General features: G+C 64.1%; 16 protein-coding genes. 9 read left to right on the top strand and 7 right to left on the bottom strand.

Translation table 11 applies throughout. The features are described 5' to 3' along the window. Window positions 1-2: 2 nt before the first annotated feature. Both uvrB and FJW08_RS09945 read right to left on the bottom strand, forming a co-directional pair. Complete coding sequence (gene uvrB, locus FJW08_RS09950) at window positions 3-3,080, bottom strand: excinuclease ABC subunit UvrB (RefSeq protein WP_140810363.1); 3,078 nt, start codon at window positions 3,078-3,080, stop codon at window positions 3-5. A 124-nt stretch (window positions 3,081-3,204) separates the two neighbouring features. Then, on the bottom strand, window positions 3,205-4,803 hold the full coding sequence (locus FJW08_RS09945) for a DUF2778 domain-containing protein (RefSeq protein WP_140810361.1): 1,599 nt from the start codon (window positions 4,801-4,803) through the stop codon (window positions 3,205-3,207). Window positions 4,804-5,330: 527 nt separating this feature from the next. Here FJW08_RS09945 and FJW08_RS09940 point away from each other — a divergent pair. The 4 genes from FJW08_RS09940 (at window position 5,331) to FJW08_RS09925 (ending at window position 10,250) form a co-directional block, all read left to right on the top strand. Continuing rightward, the gene (locus tag FJW08_RS09940; RefSeq protein WP_140810360.1) at window positions 5,331-6,200 is read left to right on the top strand and encodes a protein-L-isoaspartate O-methyltransferase; all 870 of its coding nucleotides are present in this window, start codon (window positions 5,331-5,333) and stop codon (window positions 6,198-6,200) included. A 51-nt stretch (window positions 6,201-6,251) separates the two neighbouring features. Further along, window positions 6,252-8,954: a hypothetical protein gene (locus FJW08_RS09935; protein ID WP_140810359.1), complete on the top strand. Its 2,703-nt coding sequence runs from the start codon at window positions 6,252-6,254 to the stop codon at window positions 8,952-8,954. Next, window positions 8,954-9,886: a hypothetical protein gene (locus tag FJW08_RS09930; RefSeq protein WP_140810358.1), complete on the top strand. Its 933-nt coding sequence runs from the start codon at window positions 8,954-8,956 to the stop codon at window positions 9,884-9,886. Before FJW08_RS09935 ends, FJW08_RS09930 begins: the two co-directional genes overlap by 1 nt. Before the next feature lie 85 nt (window positions 9,887-9,971). Next, the gene (locus tag FJW08_RS09925) at window positions 9,972-10,250 is read left to right on the top strand and encodes a hypothetical protein (protein WP_140759403.1); all 279 of its coding nucleotides are present in this window, start codon (window positions 9,972-9,974) and stop codon (window positions 10,248-10,250) included. Window positions 10,251-10,320: 70 nt separating this feature from the next. Here the strand turns inward: FJW08_RS09925 and FJW08_RS09920 are convergent, their stop codons facing one another. Then, window positions 10,321-11,577, bottom strand: a complete 1,257-nt coding sequence (locus tag FJW08_RS09920; protein WP_140810357.1) for a hypothetical protein — start codon at window positions 11,575-11,577, stop codon at window positions 10,321-10,323. 147 nt (window positions 11,578-11,724) lie between these two features. On the opposite strand from FJW08_RS09920, the gene FJW08_RS09915 reads away from it, so the two are divergent. Further along, on the top strand, window positions 11,725-12,774 hold the full coding sequence (locus FJW08_RS09915; RefSeq protein WP_140810356.1) for a CapA family protein: 1,050 nt from the start codon (window positions 11,725-11,727) through the stop codon (window positions 12,772-12,774). A gap of 85 nt (window positions 12,775-12,859) precedes the next feature. Continuing rightward, window positions 12,860-13,831: a DUF3137 domain-containing protein gene (locus tag FJW08_RS09910; RefSeq protein ID WP_140810355.1), complete on the top strand. Its 972-nt coding sequence runs from the start codon at window positions 12,860-12,862 to the stop codon at window positions 13,829-13,831. A 15-nt stretch (window positions 13,832-13,846) separates the two neighbouring features. On the opposite strand, the gene FJW08_RS09905 is transcribed toward FJW08_RS09910, so the two are convergent. Then, a complete protein-coding gene (locus FJW08_RS09905) occupies window positions 13,847-14,341 on the bottom strand; it encodes a DUF2314 domain-containing protein (RefSeq protein WP_140810353.1) in 495 nt (164 codons plus the stop codon). A gap of 435 nt (window positions 14,342-14,776) precedes the next feature. Here FJW08_RS09905 and FJW08_RS09900 point away from each other — a divergent pair, with 435 nt between their 5' ends. The 3 genes from FJW08_RS09900 to FJW08_RS09890 all read left to right on the top strand — a co-directional run bounded on the left by FJW08_RS09900 (window position 14,777) and on the right by FJW08_RS09890 (window position 17,468). Continuing rightward, the gene (locus tag FJW08_RS09900) at window positions 14,777-15,019 is read left to right on the top strand and encodes a DUF1344 domain-containing protein (RefSeq protein WP_015316128.1); all 243 of its coding nucleotides are present in this window, start codon (window positions 14,777-14,779) and stop codon (window positions 15,017-15,019) included. A gap of 181 nt (window positions 15,020-15,200) precedes the next feature. Next, window positions 15,201-16,823, top strand: coding sequence for an FAD-binding oxidoreductase (locus FJW08_RS09895; RefSeq protein ID WP_140810352.1), 1,623 nt, complete (start codon window positions 15,201-15,203; stop codon window positions 16,821-16,823). Window positions 16,824-16,841: 18 nt separating this feature from the next. Beyond that, entirely contained in the window at window positions 16,842-17,468 is a 627-nt protein-coding gene (locus tag FJW08_RS09890; RefSeq protein WP_140810351.1) for a hypothetical protein, read from the top strand. 7 nt (window positions 17,469-17,475) lie between these two features. Here FJW08_RS09890 and FJW08_RS09885 read toward each other — a convergent pair whose 3' ends face one another. The 3 genes from FJW08_RS09885 to FJW08_RS09875 form a co-directional block, all read right to left on the bottom strand. After that, a complete protein-coding gene (locus tag FJW08_RS09885) occupies window positions 17,476-17,997 on the bottom strand; it encodes a hypothetical protein (protein WP_140810350.1) in 522 nt (173 codons plus the stop codon). A gap of 159 nt (window positions 17,998-18,156) precedes the next feature. Continuing rightward, window positions 18,157-19,287, bottom strand: a complete 1,131-nt coding sequence (locus FJW08_RS09880) for a hypothetical protein (RefSeq protein WP_140810349.1) — start codon at window positions 19,285-19,287, stop codon at window positions 18,157-18,159. A gap of 6 nt (window positions 19,288-19,293) precedes the next feature. After that, the gene (locus FJW08_RS09875; protein ID WP_140810348.1) at window positions 19,294-19,728 is read right to left on the bottom strand and encodes a DUF4383 domain-containing protein; all 435 of its coding nucleotides are present in this window, start codon (window positions 19,726-19,728) and stop codon (window positions 19,294-19,296) included. Window positions 19,729-19,740: the final 12 nt, after the last annotated feature.

Genomic DNA, 19,740 nt, shown 5'->3' with positions numbered 1-19,740 from the left:
GCCTACTGTCCCGGCCTGCCAGTCTTGCCCGGCCGGCGCTTTTCGCGGCGGGCGTCGCCTGGGTCCTCGTAGGAGCCGATGCCGGTGCGTTCGCGCTTGACCGGTTTGTCGCCTTCGATCGGCGTTTCGGTGCGCCGCACCGTCATCTCGTCGAGCGAGTTCTTCTTGAACAGCGGCTTGGTCGCGTCGCCGGGAATGCCGAAGTCGGAGCCGTGCGCCTCTTCGGCCGACTGCTTCTTGAACAGCGAACGCGACACCGCGCCGGACGGTGTCGGCATGTCGGTACCAGGTCCCATATCGTCGAGCGAGGGCTTGGCGAACAGCGCCTTCTTCACCGGTACGGCGCCGTCGGCGCCCATCTCGTCGAGATCGGGCTTGCGGAAGAGGTTGGGCCTGGCGGCCTTGGCCGCCTCTTCGGCGGCGCGTGCCTGGTCGAGCTTGCGGAAACGTTCCTGCTCCTCAGCCGTTCGATGCTTGGCCACGCCCTTGTTGTGTTTGCCCTTTTCGCGGCCTGACGCCGGGCTTTGGCCTTCCACCTCGCGCGCCAGCGGATCGTCGGAGATGGATAGTTCCATCTCGCGCAGCCGCTTGATCTCGTCGCGGATACGGGCCGCCTTCTCGAAGTCGAGATTGGCGGCGGCGTCGCGCATCTGCTTGTCGAGCGCGTCGAGATGAGCCTTGAAATTGTTACCCATCATGGCGCCGGCGCCGTCGGTGAACTGCGAGATGTCGGCGCGGACGTGATCCTTCTCGTAGACCGAATCCAGGATGTCGGAGATGCGCGATTTCACCGATTCCGGCGTGATGCCATTGGCGGCGTTCCATTCCATCTGCTTCTCGCGGCGGCGGTTGGTCTCCGCCATCGCCCGTTCCATCGAGCCGGTGACCTGGTCGGCGTAGAGGATGACCTTGCCGTCGACATTGCGGGCGGCGCGGCCGATGGTCTGGATCAGCGAGGTTTCCGAACGCAGGAAGCCTTCCTTGTCGGCATCGAGGATGGCGACGAAGCCGCATTCGGGAATGTCGAGGCCTTCGCGCAGAAGGTTGATGCCGACCAGCACATCGAAGGCACCAAGCCGCAGGTCGCGCAGGATCTCGATGCGCTCCAGCGTGTCGATGTCGGAGTGCATGTAGCGTACGCGCACGCCCTGCTCGTGCAGATATTCGGTCAGATCCTCGGCCATGCGCTTGGTCAGCACGGTGACCAGCGTGCGATAGCCGGCAGCCGTCGTCTCGCGGATTTCGCCGACGACGTCGTCGACCTGGCTCTTGGCCGGTCGCACCTCGACCGGCGGATCGATCAGCCCGGTCGGGCGGATGACCTGCTCGGCGAAGACGCCGCCGGCCTGTTCCATCTCCCAGCCGCCCGGCGTCGCCGAAACCGCGACTGAGAGCGGCCGCATGGCGTCCCATTCCTCGAAGCGCAGCGGCCGGTTGTCCATGCAGGAGGGCAGGCGGAAGCCATATTCGGCCAGCGTCGCCTTGCGCCTGAAGTCGCCGCGATACATGCCGCCGATCTGCGGCACGGTGACGTGGCTTTCGTCGATGAAGACCAGCGCATTGTCGGGAATGTACTCGAACAGCGTCGGCGGCGGATCGCCCGGCTGGCGGCCGGTGAGATAGCGCGAATAGTTCTCGATGCCGGCGCAGGAGCCGGTGGCCTCCAGCATCTCCAGGTCGAAGCGGCAGCGCTGTTCCAGCCGCTGCGCTTCCAGAAGACGGCCGGCGCGCTCCAGTTCCACCAGCCGGTGTTTCAACTCTTCCTTGATCGACTTGATCGCCTGATTGAGCGTCGGGCGCGGCGTCACGTAGTGCGAATTGGCGTAGATCTTGACGCTCTTCAGCTCGCCGGTCTTCTGGCCGGTCAGCGGGTCGAACTCGGTGATAGCCTCGATCTCGTCGCCGAACATGGAGATGCGCCAGGCGCGGTCTTCCAGGTGGGCCGGGAAGATTTCGATCGTGTCGCCGCGCACGCGGAACGAGCCGCGCACGAAATTGATGTCCTGGCGCTTGTACTGCTGGGCGACGAGGTCGGCGAGCAGGGCGCGCTGGTCGAGCCGGTCGCCGATCTGCATCTGGAAGGTCATCGCGGTATAGGTCTCGACCGAGCCGATACCGTAGATGCACGACACCGAGGCAACGATGATGACGTCGTCACGCTCGAGCAGCGAGCGCGTCGCCGAGTGGCGCATGCGATCGATCTGCTCGTTGATAGAGGACTCCTTCTCGATGAAGGTGTCGGTGCGCGGAACGTAGGCTTCCGGCTGGTAATAGTCGTAATAGGAGACGAAATATTCCACCGCGTTGTCGGGGAAGAATTTCTTGAACTCCGAATAGAGCTGTGCTGCCAGCGTCTTGTTGGGCGCCAGGATCAAAGCGGGCCGCTGCGTCTCCTCGATCACCTTGGCCATGGTGAAGGTTTTGCCGGAGCCGGTGACGCCAAGCAGCACTTGCGTGCGGTCGTTGTTGTCGACGCCCTCGACCAAGTCCTTGATCGCGGTCGGCTGGTCGCCGGCCGGTTCGAAATCCGACACCATCTTGATGGCGATGCCGCCTTCGGATTTTTCCGGCCGGGCAGGGCGGTGCGGCGTCCACAGCACGCCGTCCTTGTGCAGCGGATTGCCGGATTCGATCAGCGCCGAGAGCGCGGCCACCGTAGCGGTGACGCCACTCGATGTCATCGTCTCGGCCTCTTCCAGCGAGACGTCGAGGCCGGCGACCGGATTGAGACCGGCCGCGGCGCGTTCGCGGGCGGTCGCGGCGCCGCCCATCGAGGTGCCGCGCGCGGTGCGGCCCGGCGCGGCGGAGCGCTCGGGTATCTTCTTCGGCGATTTCGCGCCGCCACCTTTGCCCGTGGTGCGCCCTTCGCGTTCCGCCTCCTGTTCGATCTGCTCGGCCCAATCCGCGATCGAACCGGTCAGCGGTGTGCCCGACAGTTCGGCCTGCGGCATCTCGGCGAAGCCGCCCTTATGCAATGGTTCAGACGCGTCGAGGAAATCGGTCAGCGGACTGCGCCGCTTCGGCGCGGCGCGGTCGTCACTCGCCGTCGGCGGCGTTCTTTTATCGGGGGATTTGGCCATGTCCCGAATATGGGAGGTCTTGGCGAAAATGGAAAGGGCGGGATGAAGGCGGGCGTGCCGCCGGCCGCGGCTCCTGACAGCAGGCTGTCAGGAGCTGGTACCGCGCGCTTCCCGCTCGCAGGGCTCAGGCGCCGCGCGCGTTGTCCGCCACGCGGGTCGGCGATCCGTTCAGGCGCGGCACCACGACGAGGCGAGTGACCTTGCCCTTCTTGAAGGCGGCGAGGAAGCGGGCATAGTCCCTGAAGACGACACAGCCATTGGATTCGGCGCGGCCGCCGCGCAGCATGTAAGTATGCGCGAGCAGGCCGGTGCGGTTGTATTTGTTGCCGCCGCTCGTCGGTGTCAGGCGGATGGCCTCGACGCCGTGGAAGCGCGATTCACGTAGCGACAGATTGTAGGTGTTGGGTGGTGTCGGGCCGCGATCCTTCACGTCGACATAGCGCGGCTGGTCGACCATGGCGCCGAGGCCGGAATGCGCCTCGAGCCGCTGGCCGTCGGGCATGTAGACGGTCTTGGCGCTGATGTCGTAGACGGCGACGCCATGGCCGGCGCCGCTTCCCGCGCTCGGCCCGTTGAACAGATTCCTGAACGCCTGGCCGAGGCCGCCCGAGGGCGTGTCCGGCTTGGCATAGGCCAGCACGTCGCCACCATCGCGGGTCCGGCCTTGCCGGGCCGGCTGCCTGGCTTGCTGGACGGGCTTCGGCTGAGGCGCCGGCTTCTCCTGCAAAGTCTTGGGTTGTGCGGCCGGCTTGTCCTCTTCCACGACGCTGCGCTGCTGCGGCGCGTCATATTGCGGGCGGCGGGTCGGCAGCGGGACATCGTCGGTGAGCGCATCCGGCAGCGAGGCGGCGTCGCCGGGCTTTTCCTGCTGGGTCTCGACCGGCGCAACCGCGACATCGGGCGAGGATTCGGTCATCGGCAGCGGCGAGGCGAAGGCTTCGTCCTCGATAGGCATCGACTCGACCAGGGCAAGCGCCAGCTGCGCGTTATCGGGCGTTTCCGGCTGGGCAAAGCCCATCGGCTCCGGTGCGGTCTGCACGACCGAACCCATATCGGCGCGGGCGAAGCGTTCCGCCGCCGGAGCCGGCATGTCGTTGGACAGGCTGGCCATGACCTGGACGGACGGCACGAGAGACGCCTCGGTGACCTGGGGCGCGGCGCTGGAAATCACGGGACGGGTGCTGGCCGCGGTCGCCGGCTTTCCCATGCCGGCGAAGGCAGCGGCGAGCTTTGTCGGCGACAGCGACGCTTCCATCAATTCGAAGCGCTGCTGCGATTTCGACTTCGCCGGCGTCGGCTTGGCCTGTGCCACCAGGCGCGCGGATTTCTCCGCCTTGGGGGTTATCGCCGCCAGCTTGAAGCAACTGGCGCCGCACTGTACGGCATGGTCGTGCAGCGCTTGCGCGCCGCCATGGGCATTGGCCATGACGAAGGGCGCGGAAGAGCTGAGGAAATGCTGTTTCAGCGGATCGGCGAGAGCGAGCGTGCCCGGCATCGACAGCGTCTGCGGCAGGCCGATCGACGTCGCCGACAGCGAAGCGCCGACGGAGCTGAGGCCGGCCATGGTGCCGATCAGCCATAGGCCGACGGCAGCGCTGACGCCCGGCACCGCGATCCAGCGGACAACCCGTTCAGGGGTGAAGGATGAGGCGCGTGGCGCTTCGACAGCGGTCTCGCCGCTCCAACGCCTGTCCCCGACAATTTTACGACTCAAAAACGCCATGCAACCAATCTTGCTCCAATCGGCTCCCACGTCCGCGGCTGTGATAGCCGCGACGACCATTCTGTGAGTGATCCCAGGTGGTCCCCGACGCGTTTGCCGCGCCTGTCGTTAGTTGCCGATTGCTTCAAAATATGGACAAAGTTGGTTAACCAATCCCTCTCAAAACCAATGGAGAGACGTGGACTTTGTGCCGAAAAAGGCTCGTCCACGACCATGCACGCGGTATTGCAGCCCTTCCAAGGCTGTTTTGCTGCCTGTTTTTGCCTGCCGAGTCAAGCAAAACAGCCTTTGCTAATCTTCGCAAAAAGATGCTTGAGCGTTTCCCGCGGCAGTGAGGCACGCCGACGCGCGTCGTCCGCGCCGCTGCGAACACCACCGGCTGCCTGCAAATACTGTTGCCGTCCTGCCACAATTCTTCGGCCTGAAGGATCGCCTCCCGGCGGCCGATTGACTCGTTTTGGGAGGCGGTGCACTCCGGTCGAGTGCTTGGTTTTAAGGTGGCAAAAGCCACTTTTGGAGGCTTTTCCATGAAGCGTCGGGACTTCTTGGCGCTGTCGGCGGGAGCTGCGGCGTTTTCCATTCTCCCGGCCGCCGTCAAGGCCGCCGTGCCGGTTCCCTATGACCGCAATGCGGAGGTGCCGTTCAAGGACAAGAAATCGTTCATCGACTGGATGGTGGCCAATCGCGGCGAGGATCCGAAGTTGCTGGCGGAGCGGTTCGACCGCTTCCAGATCATGGTCTACAACAAGGACGTGCTGGACGACCGCAACAAGCGCGCCTTCCTGCTGACGCCGCGCGAGGAATTCGTGCTGCCGCAGAATCTGGGCCGCGCCTATGATCATGCCTTCCTCGACATCGGTTATGGCGTGACGATTTCAGGCCCGCATCTGGTTGGGCGCATGACGACCTCCATCGACGTGCAGTTCGGCGAAACCGTGCTCGAGATCGGCACCGGATCGGGCTACCAGTCGGCCTACCTCGCCAACCTCACCGACAAGGTGCACACGATCGAGATCATCAATCCTCTGGCGCAGCGCACCCGCCGCACCTATGACGGGCTGATCGATCGCGGCTACAGCGAATTCGGCTCGGTCACCAGCCGCAATGCCGATGGCTATTATGGCTGGGAGAGCGTCGGCCCGTTCGACAAGATCATCGTCACCTGCGGCATCGACCATATTCCGCCATCGCTGCTGCAGCAGCTCAAGCCCAATGGCGTGATGGTCATTCCGGTCGGTCCGCCGGGGGCTCAGCATGTGCTCAAGGTGATCAAGCAGCAGCTTGCGGATGGCACGTTCAACGTCGTCCGCTCCGACATCTACAACGGCAAGGTGGTGCCTTTCGTGCCCTTCACCAAGCTGGAAGGCGACCAGATCGTCGGTACGCATAACGGCTGAGTTGCCGCGCGGCGGCACCGGCCTTGCTGAATTTCGCATCGAGGGGCCTGAATGGCAGCCGTCGCATCGATCTCTCGACCAGGCATCGCCCCGCTGGAGGCGCCACGGCTTGCGCACTATCTCGCGGTCGGGCTGATCGCCGGCGCCATCATCGCCCTGCAGATCGCCGTCATGCGCGTGTTCGCCGTGGGCAGCTGGTCGCATTTCGGCTCGCTGGTGGTGAGCCTCGCCATGCTTGGTTTCTCCTTGTCCAGCGTCGTCATCTTCGCCGGCAAGGATTGGTTCGACCGCCACTGGCAAGGCGCGGCAACAGTGGCCCTGCTGCTGATCGGGCCGCTCGCCGTCGGCGCCAACCTCGCCGCCCAGACGGTGCCGTTCAACGCCATCTTCCTGGTTTCCGATCCCCAGCAGAAATGGCGGCTGCTCGCCAATTTCCTGCTCTATCTCCTGCCGTTCCTGGCCGGCGCCTTCTTCCTCGGCATCGTCTTCCTGAAGAGCCGCACCGCCTTCGGCCGCGTCTATTTCGCCGACCTGACCGGCTCGGGACTTGCCGGCCTCGTCGTGCTGGTGTCGCTGTATCTGTTCGCGCCTGAAACCATCATCGTCGTGCCGCTGCTTTTGTGGGCCGCCGGCTCGCTCTTGTGGTTCGCTGCGTTCGGCGCCTGGAAGAGCGTTGTCGTGGGCGTGGCCGTCGCGGCGCTGTCGATATCAGGCTACCTCATGCTGCCCGGGCTCACGGGCATACCCGACATCGCCGTCTCGCAATACAAGGGCGTCGCCTATGCCCGCAATTTCCCGGACGGCAAGCGCATCTACCGCAGCGTCTCGCCGTTCGGCGACCTGCAGGTCTATGCCAGCTCCTACATGCACTTCGCGCCGGGCCTGAGCGACAACGCCGCCTTCGGCATGCCCGAGGTTCCGGCCAACACCTATGTCGGCATGTATCGCGACGGCGACGGGCCGGAAGGTATCATGCGCAACCTGGCGCCGGCAGAGCAGGTCTATTTCCGCTATCTGCCGATGCACTACCCCTATGTCATCAAGGAGAAGCCCAAGACGTTCGTCGTGCAGTTCGGCGGCGGCATCTCCACGCAGGCCGCGCTCAATGCCGGTTCGACATCGGTGACCGTCGCCGAAAGCAATCCGATGACGTTGCGGGCCTTCCGCGATCCGATCCTCAGGGATGTGACCGGCGACATACTGGCCGAGCCGCGGCTCAAGGTGATCGATTATGACGGGCGCCTGTTCCTCGCCAACACGGCCGAGCGCTATGACGTCATCGATCTCAGCCTCGCCGACAGCGTCGGCCTGTCCAATCCCGGCGGCTTCGCCATTTCGGAGAAATATGCCTACACGCGCGAGGCAATGCTGAGCTATATGCGCGCGCTTGCCGATGGCGGCGTGCTGTCGATCACCTTGTGGAACAAGGAAGAGCCGCCGAAATCGGTGCTCAAGCTTTATTCGACCGTGGCCGAAGCGGCGAAAACATTCGATCGCGAAGGTGCGGCCAACGACATCTTCGCGGTATCGAGCTATCTCTCCACCACGACCGTGCTGTTCAAGCGCGGCGGCTTCACCCAGGCCGAAATCAAGACACTGCGCGACTACACCAAATCAATGTCCTGGGAGGAGGTCTATTATCCAGGAATAGTTTATGACGGCTCGGGGGCGCAAAAAGTACTCGATGATTACCGCGCCTCGATCTTCGGCAGCGGAGAGGACGCGACGCTGACCCAGCCCGCCGATGCGTCGGCGCCAGCCGACCCCATCGCGCCTGCAAATCCTGACTGCGACCCAACGGCGCCGGCCGATCCGACGCTCGACGCCTGCGCCGGTGTTGGCGGCGATGCCGGCCCGCAGGTGTTGCCGGCGACGGAACTGCAGCGCATGACCTGGCACGCGCTTCTGACCGGCGGCTGGGAAAAGCTCGCCAGCGATTATGTCTTCGACGCGCGTGCGCTGAGCAACGACCAACCCTATTTCGCGGCCTATGTGAAGATCGCCGACCTGCCGCGCACGCTCGACCGGCTCGACCTGTTCCAGGACGACTGGGGCTATCTCCTGATCTGGGCGACGCTCGGCATCGCCTGCATCACGGCGGCGTCGCTGGTGCTGCTGCCGGTGATCTTCGGCTGGCGCATCGTGTTCTCGCGCTCGCGCGGCAAGCTTGGCACCATCCTCTATTTCGCCTGTCTCGGCCTCGGCTACATCATGGTCGAGGTCGGGCTGATCAGCCGCTTTACCGTGGCGCTGGCCAATCCGACCGTTTCGGCCTCGGTGCTGATCTCCTCGATGCTGGTGTTCTCCGGTCTCGGCAGCTTGTTCGCCGAGCGCATCTTCGACCGCGCCAGGACGCTGCTGCCGGTAGTGCTGCTGGCGGTCTGCGCGCTGCTGCTGGTCTACGGGTTCTATCTGTCGCCGGTGCTCGACCAGATCGGCGCCTATCCCTATGCCGTGCGGCTGCTACTGTGCTTCCTGCTGGTGTCGCCGCCGGCCTTCCTGATGGGCATGCCGATGGCCACCGCCATGACCTGGCTGGCGCGGCTCGGCAAGGAGCATCTGTTCGTCTGGGCCTGGGGCATCAATGGCTGTTTCTCGGTGATCGGCTCCGCCGCCGTGCCGATCGTCGCCACCAGCTTCGGGCTCAGCGCCGTGCTGCAATGGTCGGCAATCGCCTATCTCATCGCCATTCCGGCGTTCTTTGCCGTGCTCCTGCCATCGAAGGCGCCGGCTCTCCGGGTGGTGCCCGCCTGATGCCGGACCGGCGCGCCATCGTCGCCGGACTGCTGGCCACGGCGGCGTTTCCGGTGGCAAGTCAGGGCGCGCGCTTGCACAAGGCCATCTCGACCATCGTGCCGTTCAAGGCGTCGCCCTTTCCGTACCGGGGCAAGCTGCCCGACGGTTCCGCGGCGTTTCTCGACGTCGAAGCGAATGGCCGCCACGGCCACACGTCGGCGCGCGGGGGAATTTATTGGGAAGACGAGACCTATTGTGACCGCTCGACGCTGCTCGCGATTCCCAAGGGGTTCGATGCCGCCAAGCCCGCTGTCATCGTGGTGTTCTTCCACGGCAATGGCGCGACCTTGCAGCGCGACGTGGTCGGGCGCCAGCGGGTCGTCGCGCAGGTCGAGGCTTCAGGCCTCAACGCCGTGCTGATGGCGCCGCAATTTGCCCGCGACGCGCAGGATTCCAGCGCCGGCAATTTCTGGACGCCGGGCTATTTTGCCAAGTTCATGGCCGAGGCGGCGCAAGGCCTGGCCAGGCTGACCGGCGCAAAGGCGGCAAAATTCGAGGCCATGCCGGTGGTGCTGGTCGCCTACAGCGGCGGCTATAATCCGGCTGCTTCCGTGCTCAAGAACGGCGACATTGGCGGCCGCCTGCTCGGCGTCGTCCTGCTCGACGCCGTTTTCGATGAAGCCGACATCTTCGCCGACTGGATCGCGCATCACAGGAAGAGTTTCTTCGTCAGCGCCTATGGCAAATCATCGGCCTCCGGCAATGCCGAGATAAGCCAGGCGCTGGCAGACAAGGGCATCAACGCCAGCGCTGACCCGCCGCGGCGGCTGGAAGCCGGCACTGTCGCCCTGCTCGCCTCGGACGCCGCCCACGACAGCTTCGTCACCAAGGCATTCGTGAACAATCCGCTGCAATGGCTGCTGGCCCGGCTGCACGGGTTCGCGCGTTAGGACCTGTCGATGTCAGGCCCGCCCCGCGCTGATTCCGTGAGCCTTGGCCCTTGAAAGGTCTGGTTTTGAAGCTTAGTGCCCGGCCATGCTTCTGACTGTTATCGTCATTGCCCAGATACTGGACCCGCTCAGGATCGTGCTGGTCGCGATCGCCTACTTCCTCAGCCGGTTGGCCGGTCGGCCGGGCGCGGGTTGGCTTGGATTGGTGGCGGCGATTGTCGTGATCGCTATCGGCTATCCCTCGGCTATCCTTGGCCAGTCCGGCGATATCGCCTGGATGAGTGGTGCGGTCGGCGTGATATCGAACGCGCTCATAGCAGCAGTCATGGCCGGGCTCCTGCGGCTCCAACGCCGGTTCTTCTGATCGTCGGCGCTAGGATCTGCGCCTCGTCGCTTCGCTCCTTGCTACGCCCTGGGATGGCGACGGCGCGGTCTCAGTTGAACCACAGCGCGAACGTCAAAAACCCGCCGCCGCCGAACTCGCGCTGGATCTGATCGAAATCCTCGCTGGTCAGGATCTTGCCGGTTTCGAGGTAAGGCGCGATGCCGGGGCCGGTGATCGACAGCACGAGGTCGAAGGGTTTCGGCTCGTCGAAGAAGCGCTTCATGTTGATGCCCTTGCCGGTGATGCGGAAGTGCGGCAGCAGCGCCCTGCCTTCGAGCAGGTCCTCGGCCATGGTCAGGGTGGCGAGCCAGGCCTGGACCTGCTCCTCGCCTACTTCGAGGCCGGTGAGCGGGTTTTCGCCCTTCTGCTGCGGACCGGGCAGCCATTCGCGGTCATTGTCGGTCTCGGCGCGGATCGCCTTCCAGTCCTCGCGCGACAGCCGGATCATTTCGAGCAGCTCCTGGCGCGCCGCCTTGCGGCGCTCCGGCTCGACCACCGGCCAGTTGATGAGGTGCACCATCGAGATGAAATCGGCGATGCGCCATTCCGAGGAGAAGATGCTCGAGCCCATCTCGCTTGGCGGCGGCACGAGGATGTCCTGCAATGGCAGCTTGGCGCGCGGAAAAAGCATGTGGAACGAGCCGTCGAACGTGCCTTTGAAATCATGCGCAAGCCAGAAATCGGCCTGCGCCATCAGGAAGTCGGCATAGCCCTGCAGCCAATAGCCGTCGGCGCGGTCGAAGCGGAAGGTGAGCGCGGGCGCGGTGCCGTCCGGCGCCATGCCGCCGCGCGACAGCGCGGCCATGATCGCCGCCATGCTTTCATCCGGCGCGATCGTGCCGTCCTCGTTGAGGTCGATGCCGACATGGGTGAGGTCGATGACCATGCCGATATCGGCATCGGCAGGCACCGAACCCAGTGTCGCGGCGGATTTTCCCAGCCGGTCGCGGAAGGCGACCAGTATGGCGCGGAACCCGTCGTAGGTCAGCGGCTCGGGTTTGGGATTGGGCGGCACCGGCAGCTGCATCAGCGGCAGCATGAAGGATTGCGGGCTCTCGAAACCATGGCGGTGCAGGCCGCTGGCCAGCAGTTCCAGCGCGGTGAAGAATTCGCCGGCGCCGGCGGCATAGGCGGACGCCGGATCTTTCGGCGCGGCCGCTTCCAGGGTAGACAGGGCGCTGTCGCGCGCGGCCACGGTCCTTGCCTCGAACAGAGCGGTTGCCGCTTCCGGCATGGCGGCCGATGCGGACGACAGTGGCACGAGCAGAATGAAAGCCGATGCCAGCAGGCTTGCCATTCGTGTCATCTTTTGCCTCCCATTTGTCGGCAGCGACCATACACGGATTTACGACGTCGCGCCTGCCAGCGCCGAAGCGCTGTCCACATCGCTGATTGCCGACGGCTTCAACCTGCCCGCTGGACAGTCTAAACAAGGCAAACGATTGGGCGTGCCGTGTCGAACTATCCGCTCTCCTACAAGCTGTCCTGGCTGCCGCGCTTCCTCAAACCGTCGCTCGCCGGTGATGCCACAGGGTTTGCGCCGGCATCGGGGACGCTGATGGATACGCCACCAGGACAGACGGTGCGGCTGGCCTTCATCGGCGACATCTCGGCGGTGGCCAACCGGAGCGCGCCCGACTGCGATCCGGCGATCAAGGCGCTGCTGGGCACGGCCGATCTGGTGATCGGCAATTGTGAAAGCCCTGTTGTCGGCAGGCCGAGCGCCGTCCTGGGAACCAAGCTCGGCACGCATCATGCGATGAGCGAACGCTTTCTGGCGGAGGCGCTGGCGGCGGTCGGGATACGGCGCGAAAAACTGGTGCTGTCGCTGGCCAACAACCATGTGCTCGACCAGGGCGTCGCCGGTTTTGACGCGACGGTGGCGGCGCTGAAGCGGCTCGATATCGGCATCATCGGCCTGGCCGCCAATGGTCCGGTCGAACGCTTCGCGGCCGGGCCGCTCGCCATCGGCTTCGCCGCTTTCACGCTCTGGCGCAACGCCGACGAAAGCCTGTTTGCCGGGCGCGTCTCGATGGACAGCGATCCGACGGACTGGCCGCGCGAGGCGAGTGCTGGGGTCGACCTGCTTTGTGCCGTGCCACATTGGGATTGGGAATTCCGCCATTTTCCGCGCGCCGGAACACGGGCGCTGGCTCAGCGGCTGGCCGGGCAGGGCGTTGGGCTGATCGCCGGCCACCATGCCCATGTCGTGCAGCCGGTAGAGCGGATTGGGGGGACAGTCGTCGCCTATGGTCTCGGCGATTTCCTCGGCACCGCTTTCGCCCGCCAGCCGTGGCCGGGGCGGATCGGCGGGATATTCGTGGTCGATGTGAGTGCAGATGCCGATACGCGCGGCAGGGTCGCCGCCTATCGGCTGCATCCATTCATGCGGCTACGCGTGGGCGACCATGAGCGGCTGGTGTCGGTGGAGGAATTGGAAGGTGGAATGCTGCATAAGGTCGAGGGTCGGCTGAGGACGATCGTCCCTTCTCCCATAAGGTGAGAAGGGATCACCGCTCTATCCGGCTGGCGTCGTTCCTGCAAAAGCAGCTATCATAATGGCGCAAAGCGGGCTTCGGCAGCGGGGGATGGCGATGGAAAATTTCATGCCGGGCGCGGATGCCGTCGCAGCCATCAAGAAGGACATCGAGACCTACGAAGCGACAAGGGCCTCGGTGGCACGCGGGGTCAAGTGGCGCGTGCCGTTGTTCGTTGGCCTGGTGGTCGTGTTCGTCGCTCTCATTGCTTGGCTGTTCAACAAGGTCGCCGATCCCAACGAGCAATGGTTCTCGACGCCGCACGTATTTCTCTATGTCATCGGTTTTGTGGTGGCGATCGTGCTCTATTTCAGGGCAATCAGGCCGGCGGCGAGGCTGCGGCAATCGTTTCGCCAGACGCTGATGCCGATCATCTTCGGCTTCATTGGAGATATGCGCTACCAGCACGACGTGACGCCGCATTCCTTCGACCGATTGCCGCGCGAGACGGTCGGCGGTTTCACCATGAGCCGCTTCGACGACATCATCTCCGGACGCTATGACGGATTTGCCTTCGAACTCTACGAAGCCGATCTTTGGGACGGAGGCGCCACCAAGAACAAGGCCACCACGTTCAAGGGTGTCGTCGTCGCTTTCGAGGCCATCGAGCCGTTTCCTGGAATATTGGTGGCGGCGCGACGTGCCAGTGGCGTCATCGGCTTTTTCCGCGGCATGTTCGCGGCCAAGATGCAGGAACTGCCGTCCGGCGTGCCTGAGCTTGACGCCGCCTATGAGTTCCGCACCGACAATGTCGAGGCGGCACGGCCGCTGGTGACCGGCCGGCTGGCGCAGGCGCTGAAATGGCTCGGCGAAACCTGGCCGGACGAGCCGGCGCGTGTCGCGCTCAACGGCGGCGACGGTTTTCTGCTCCTGCCGCAACCGAAGAACTTCTTCGAACTGCCTGATATTTCGGTGCCGCTGGACTACCAGACCCATGTCGCGCCGATGATCTCGGACATGGGCGCCATGCTGGCGACGGCGGCCTTGGTGAGGAAGATCGGCGCGAGGGATGGGGCGATTTGACAGGCCGAAGCAGGCTCAGCAGTCGAAGCCGTATTTGCCACGCATATAGTCCGCCTCTTCCTTGGACGTTCTCTTGAACATCACACAGACGGTGAAGCTGCCGACCTGGTGGCCGTCCCTGGTGTACCCCCAGTCAGAAATATCGTCGCGCGTGAATTCGATATTCTGGCCGAGCACGACGTTGTGCACCTCCTCCGGTTCGTTCGCCAATATGCCGACAAATCCGGCCTCCGTGCGACGGAAGGGAATGACCCAGAAGTGTTCGGTGACGTTGCCGTCCCGCACCTTGACCTTCAGCTTGAACCTGTCCGTGCCGGACGGAGGTGTTTCGGACAAGGCCAGGAATTCATCCAGGCTGGCGAGCGCCCGCGCGGTCGCCGCCGCCATGTCGGGATCATCAGGAGCAAAGATCATCGTCTTGTCGTCACTCGGATCGGCGCCTTGCGCGCCAGCCAGGCCGGGCAAAAACGCCAGCATCAGGGATAGTGTGGTCCGGACGGCGATTCTCATGAAGTCTCCCCTTACTACAAGGCGACACCATCCGGCATTCGCTTCGATTTTGCAACCTGAGCGCGAAATTCATCTCTGCGGCTGGCAGGCTCGAGCCGGCGCACGACATAAAACGTGTATCGATGAAAAAATCGAAGTCCTGTTTCGTGATACGGCCGGGAAGGGATTGCGGCGGCCGCGTGATCGCCGACGGAGCGAGCCGCAATCCGTCAAACGACTCATTTCGCGCGCAGAAAGCCTTACATGAGGGTAGGGCAAGCGGTCGCTATCGGGGGCTTGGAGGCTATTATGTCGGAATTAAGCCGATGATTTCCTTTGCGAAAATACACCCAACGTGATTTGCGGCCAGTGCGCTTTCCGCCCCAGTCTCGGGCCGTTCGGTGCTGCTCTCTCCCAAGCGGTACCGGAAAACCGAAACAGCACGGAGTGCTATCCATGAAGAAGACCCTCGCAACCACCGCCGCTCTGCTCGCCTTTCTCGGCACGGCCTATGCCGCGACCGTTCAGGGCACCATCCAGGCGGTTGATCCGACAACCAAGTCGGTCACACTCGACGACGGCAAGATCTACCAGCTGTCGCCCGATGCGTCGGTCGGGAAACTGAAGGTCGGCGCCAAGGTGGCGGTGACGGTCGACGACAAGACCGGCATGGTGACGTCGATCAAGAAGGCCTCGTAGAGACCGCCGACCGGACTTTTGAGACCCTGCTCCAATCTGGCCGGTTCCTTCGGGGATCGGCCATTTTCATTAGCTTGGACACTCCCCGTCAGGCGACGACGGTGGCGAAACGCCGTTCCGGCAGCGTCGCCATGGTTTTTGCCAAAAGGCCGCGCTATTCCTTGGCTGACGGGGGATCCGCATGGCCGAGCAGCAAAAGGGATTTCGCCTGTCGCGGCGGCTGCTGCTGGGCGCGGCTGTCTTCGGCGGCGCCGTGCTGTGGGGCGGCACTACCGTGGCGCGGCTGGCGCGAGGCCCGTCAGGGCCGAAGAACACCGGACGCATCGCCGATATAGACGGCATCGCGCTGCCGCTGAAGCCGATCGCCAGCTCGCCAGCCTTCGATCCGTCGCTGCCCTGGCTGGCAAAAAGCGGCGACATCAACGATGCCAGCGGCCTGTCGAGGACGCCTGTCTATGGCGTGGTCGAGATCAGCGAGGAAGAGCACATCGCCAAGGCGTTGGCTTTTGCGCGCGCCACCGGGCTGAAAGTGTCGCTGGCGGCGATCCGCCATTCGATGGGCGGGCATGCCTTCGACGACAATGCGCTGGTTCTCGACCTCAGAAAGTTCAACAAGATCACGGTGGACGCCGCGGCCAAGACAATGACCTTGCAGCCGGGCGCGTGCTGGCACGACATCCAGAACATGCTGCATCCGCGCTTCGCGGTGAAGGCGATGCAGTCGACCGACATTTTTTCGGTCGGCGGTTCGCTGTCGGTGAACGCGCATGGCATGGACCATCAGGCGGGCTCGGTGGCCGGCTCGATCCGCTCCATGCGCGTGATGCTGGCCGACGGGTCGGTGACCACCTGCTCGCCAGCCGACAACGGCGAGCTGTTCCGCCATGTCGTCGGGGGCTACGGCCTGTTCGGCGTGGTGCTGGAGGCGACGCTCGATATCGTTGACAATGCCGTCTACCGCACCTCGCGCGAGATCATCAAATCCGACGATTTCCCGAAATTTTTTGCCGAGGTGCTGGAGCCGAACAAGGACATCGGCCTGTTCTACGGCCATCTGTCGACGGCGCCGGGCAATTTCCTCGAGGACATGATCGTCTACCGCTACGACAAGGTCGCCGAGCAGCCGCCGGCCGACCAGCCGGCGCTCGGTGAGCCCGATGGCGTCGGCTTGAAGCGGGTGATCATGAACATGGCCAAATGGGGCAGCGCGTTCCAGGAACTGAAATGGTTCACCGAAAAGGCGCTGGAGCCGAAATTCGAGAGTTGTACGGTGCCGCGTACCTCGGCGCTGGCCAAAGGCGAGGCCTGTCTCGTCACCCGCAACAACCCGATGCACGATTCGGTGCCGTATTTGTTCAACGACCTCATGAACGAGACCGACATACTGCACGAATATTTTATTCCTCGCGCCGCCTATGTCGAGTTCATCGCCGAAGCGCGCGAGATCCTGCGCAACCAGGATCTGCCGGTGCTCAACGCTTCGGTGCGCATCGTCCACAAGGAGGACGTGGCGCTGACCTACGCGCCGGAGCCGGCCTATTCGCTGGTGCTCTATATCAACCAGCCGGCCGATGCCGATGGCAACGCCAGGATGCGGGCGCTGACCCGGGCGCTGATCGACGCGACGATCAAGCATGGCGGCCGCTTCTTCCTGCCCTACCAGCTGCACCACACGGCCAAGGAGTTGCTGGCATCCTATCCTGAACTGCCTGCCTTCCTGGCGGCAAAGCGGCGCTATGACCCGACGGAACTGTTTTCCTCGACCTTCTACCGTGCCATCAAGGCGCTGAGCGGGACGGCTTAGCAGTTGGAGGAGAATTCCATGCGGATGGGATCAGCGGCGGCGGTGCTCCCCTTCGTCGCACTTTGCCCCGGACCGGCCGGCGCCGAAGACCTGAAAGCCTTCAGGCTGACGATCGACGGCAAGGCGGTCGACATCGACGCCGGCGAGAGCGCCCATGTGACGTTGCCGGACGGCAAACAGGTCGAAGTGAAGCTCGACAAGAACGATTTCGCGACCTTTTCCGGCGGCAGTTTCTCCTTCAACCATCCGAGCGGCATTTCGGTGACCAAGACCGATCTCGGCGAGAACATCACGCAATATCTGATGGCCTCGGCGCTGGGCACGATCGTCGTGGTGCAGGAATACGGCAAGATGAACCCGGTGTCGCTGAACCAGCTGATGCTGCAGGAGATGACCAAGGAATCGGTCAAGGCCGGTGCCGAGCTGACGCAGCAGCCGACAACGCGCAAGCTCGCGGACGGCAAGGCGTTGACCGGCATCACCGCCGAGGTGAAGACTCGCACCGACACTGCTTATTTCGAGATCGTCGGCCACGGTCGCGCCGACCAGGGGCTGCTGTTCATCACGCGCGTCGCGGGCGAGGACGCGGCGACCGAGAAGCCGCTGATCGACAAGTTCTGGCAGAGCCTGAAGCTGAAGATGTAGGCGAGGCCTACAGCTTGCCCGGCACCAGGCCGGCCAGCCAGTTCACGGAGCGCTTTGCCGCGTCGGCGGTTGCCGAGACGGCGCGGCCGAGATCGGTCTTGACCACTGCGTAGCCGCTCTTGGTGCGATAGAGCACGCCGGTTCCGCCATCGACCACCTGTTCATAGGCGACGGGGCGGGCAGCGGCCGCGTCCAGGGCCGTCGCCGGCGATCCGACCGGGACGCTCGGGCGATGGCTGAGTTCAGGCGGCAGCGGGCTTTCCGTTCTGACGGTTCGGCTGGCGGGCTTCAGTTCCAGGCCCGACGCGATCGCGGCCAGGTGCGAGGAGGACGCCGAGCCCTTCGCGCGGCAGATGCCGGACACGAGCGGATAATTGAAATTGCGCTCGTGCAGGATCTGGCTTTTCATCGCGGCTTCGCAATCGGCGATGGTCGACCACTTGGCCGGTGTCTCGCCGATATATTCGCAGAGCTTGGCGTCGCAGTCGCAGCCGACGATGGTCATGGCGACAAGGGCGGTCTTGATCACGGTCTCGTCCCTTCGAGATGCCCCCCGGCAGCCCAGTCAGGCGCATGTCGCGCCTGGGCAACACGCAATCTCCATTGCGTGTGATCAAGGCGGGAATTTGGCTTCGACCATGGAATGTGCGTGGCGGCGCGTGTTTCCTCCGGGCGTGAGCGAAATGCCTCAATAGTCGTAGACGTGTTCGAGCCTGGCGCCGGCCTTCATCAGCGACGGCAGCACCAGATGCAACTTGCGCACGGCCACGACCATTCCGGTGCGGCGCGTCGAGGGTTCCGCGGGGAGCGGATAGCTGAACAGGATGCGCATGCCCTCGGGGACGGCGATTGAATCGGTCGACAGCACCGTGACCATGATCTCGTCATTGCCGCCGATCTCGACAAAGGAGACACCCTTGTCGATCAGCCGCGGAATCATGTCGGTGAAGACCTGATAGCGCTTGGTGACGAAAACGGTGCCGTCAGTGCCGTAGTCGCGTTCCAGCAAGGTGTCGGGCTCGTTGCGGGTGGCCTCGCCGACCGGCCCCTTGGCCCAGACATGGACATCGAGGAAGGCGGGGTCGGAGGTCGCGGCAAGCGCCTGCTTGATCAGGTCCGCATAGCCTTGCTTGACGGTGTCGGCGAGGCCGAAGGCGAGCTTGCGTTCGCTGGTGCGGACGGAGCTGTCACCAGGCGCCGGCTGCACGGCAAACAGCCCGGCGCGCTTTTGCGCATAGGGGAACTGATACCACGGCACCTGGTCGAGGAAGCCGGCATAATCCGCCGCCACCTTGGCCTGGTAGATGTCGGCGGCGGTGCGCTTGCCCGATGCCGCCTCGGTGATGCGGCCGACCGTGTTTTCATAGGCCCATTGCAATATATGCTCGATCGAATGGCTGGTGCCGATGATGACCAGCATCTGGTGGTTGGCATAGTTGAACTTGTAGGCGGAACTGGCGCGGATCACCGTGGCGTAATCCTGCCAGAAGCGGCCGACATAGGACCAATAGGGGAAGCCGCTCGGCTGGTCCTTGGCGACGAAACCGGCATATTCGCGCGCGGCGTAGACGATCGCCCATTCCGGATAGGTGAGGAAGGTCGATTCCTCCGGCCGCTGGTAGCCGGGGATCTCGGCGCGCACCTTGTCGGCCAGCGCCTTGGGCGGCGCGCCGTCGGCAATGCCGGGCAAAGGCGACTTGTCGAGCGACGGCGTGGTCAGGAAGCCATAGGCGAGCCCGGCGATCGGGATCAGGATGACGATGACGATCAGCCAGAGGATCGCCTTGATGATGCGCTTTATCAAGCGGAACAGGAACATGGCCGCTCAGGCCGTGGCGAAGTGGTCGTATATGCGCTTCGACAGCCAGAACCCGATATAGACGGCGATGCCGCCGATGACGATGTGCGGCAGGTTGGCGAAGAATCGGGTGGGGAATTCGATGTCGCTGAGAGAGCGGAAGCCGTTGATGAAGATGCCGGCATCGAGACAGCCGGAGCCGGTGATCAGCCCGAGCACGCCGTCGAACAGATAGACCGAGCCGAACAGCTTGAAATAGAACACCGCCTGGCGATGCGAGATGAAGGCTGCGGCCAGCGCCCAGACGCCGGAAAAGGCATGCAGCAGGTCGTCATACCATTGCAGCGAGAACAGGCCGAACAGATTGCCGTCGGCATCGTTGAAGGCCGGAATGTAGCCGATGGCGACGACCGCGAAGAACAGGAACGCATAAGCGACGGCAAGCTTCTGGATCAGCGTCATGAAGTATCCCCC

The sequence above is a fragment of the Mesorhizobium sp. B3-2-1 genome (genome assembly GCF_006439515.1).
In the GTDB taxonomy this organism is placed as follows: Bacteria; Pseudomonadota; Alphaproteobacteria; order Rhizobiales; family Rhizobiaceae; genus Mesorhizobium.
Note: the sequence above shows the minus strand (reverse complement) of the source record. Positions and strands in the feature narration are given on the sequence as shown.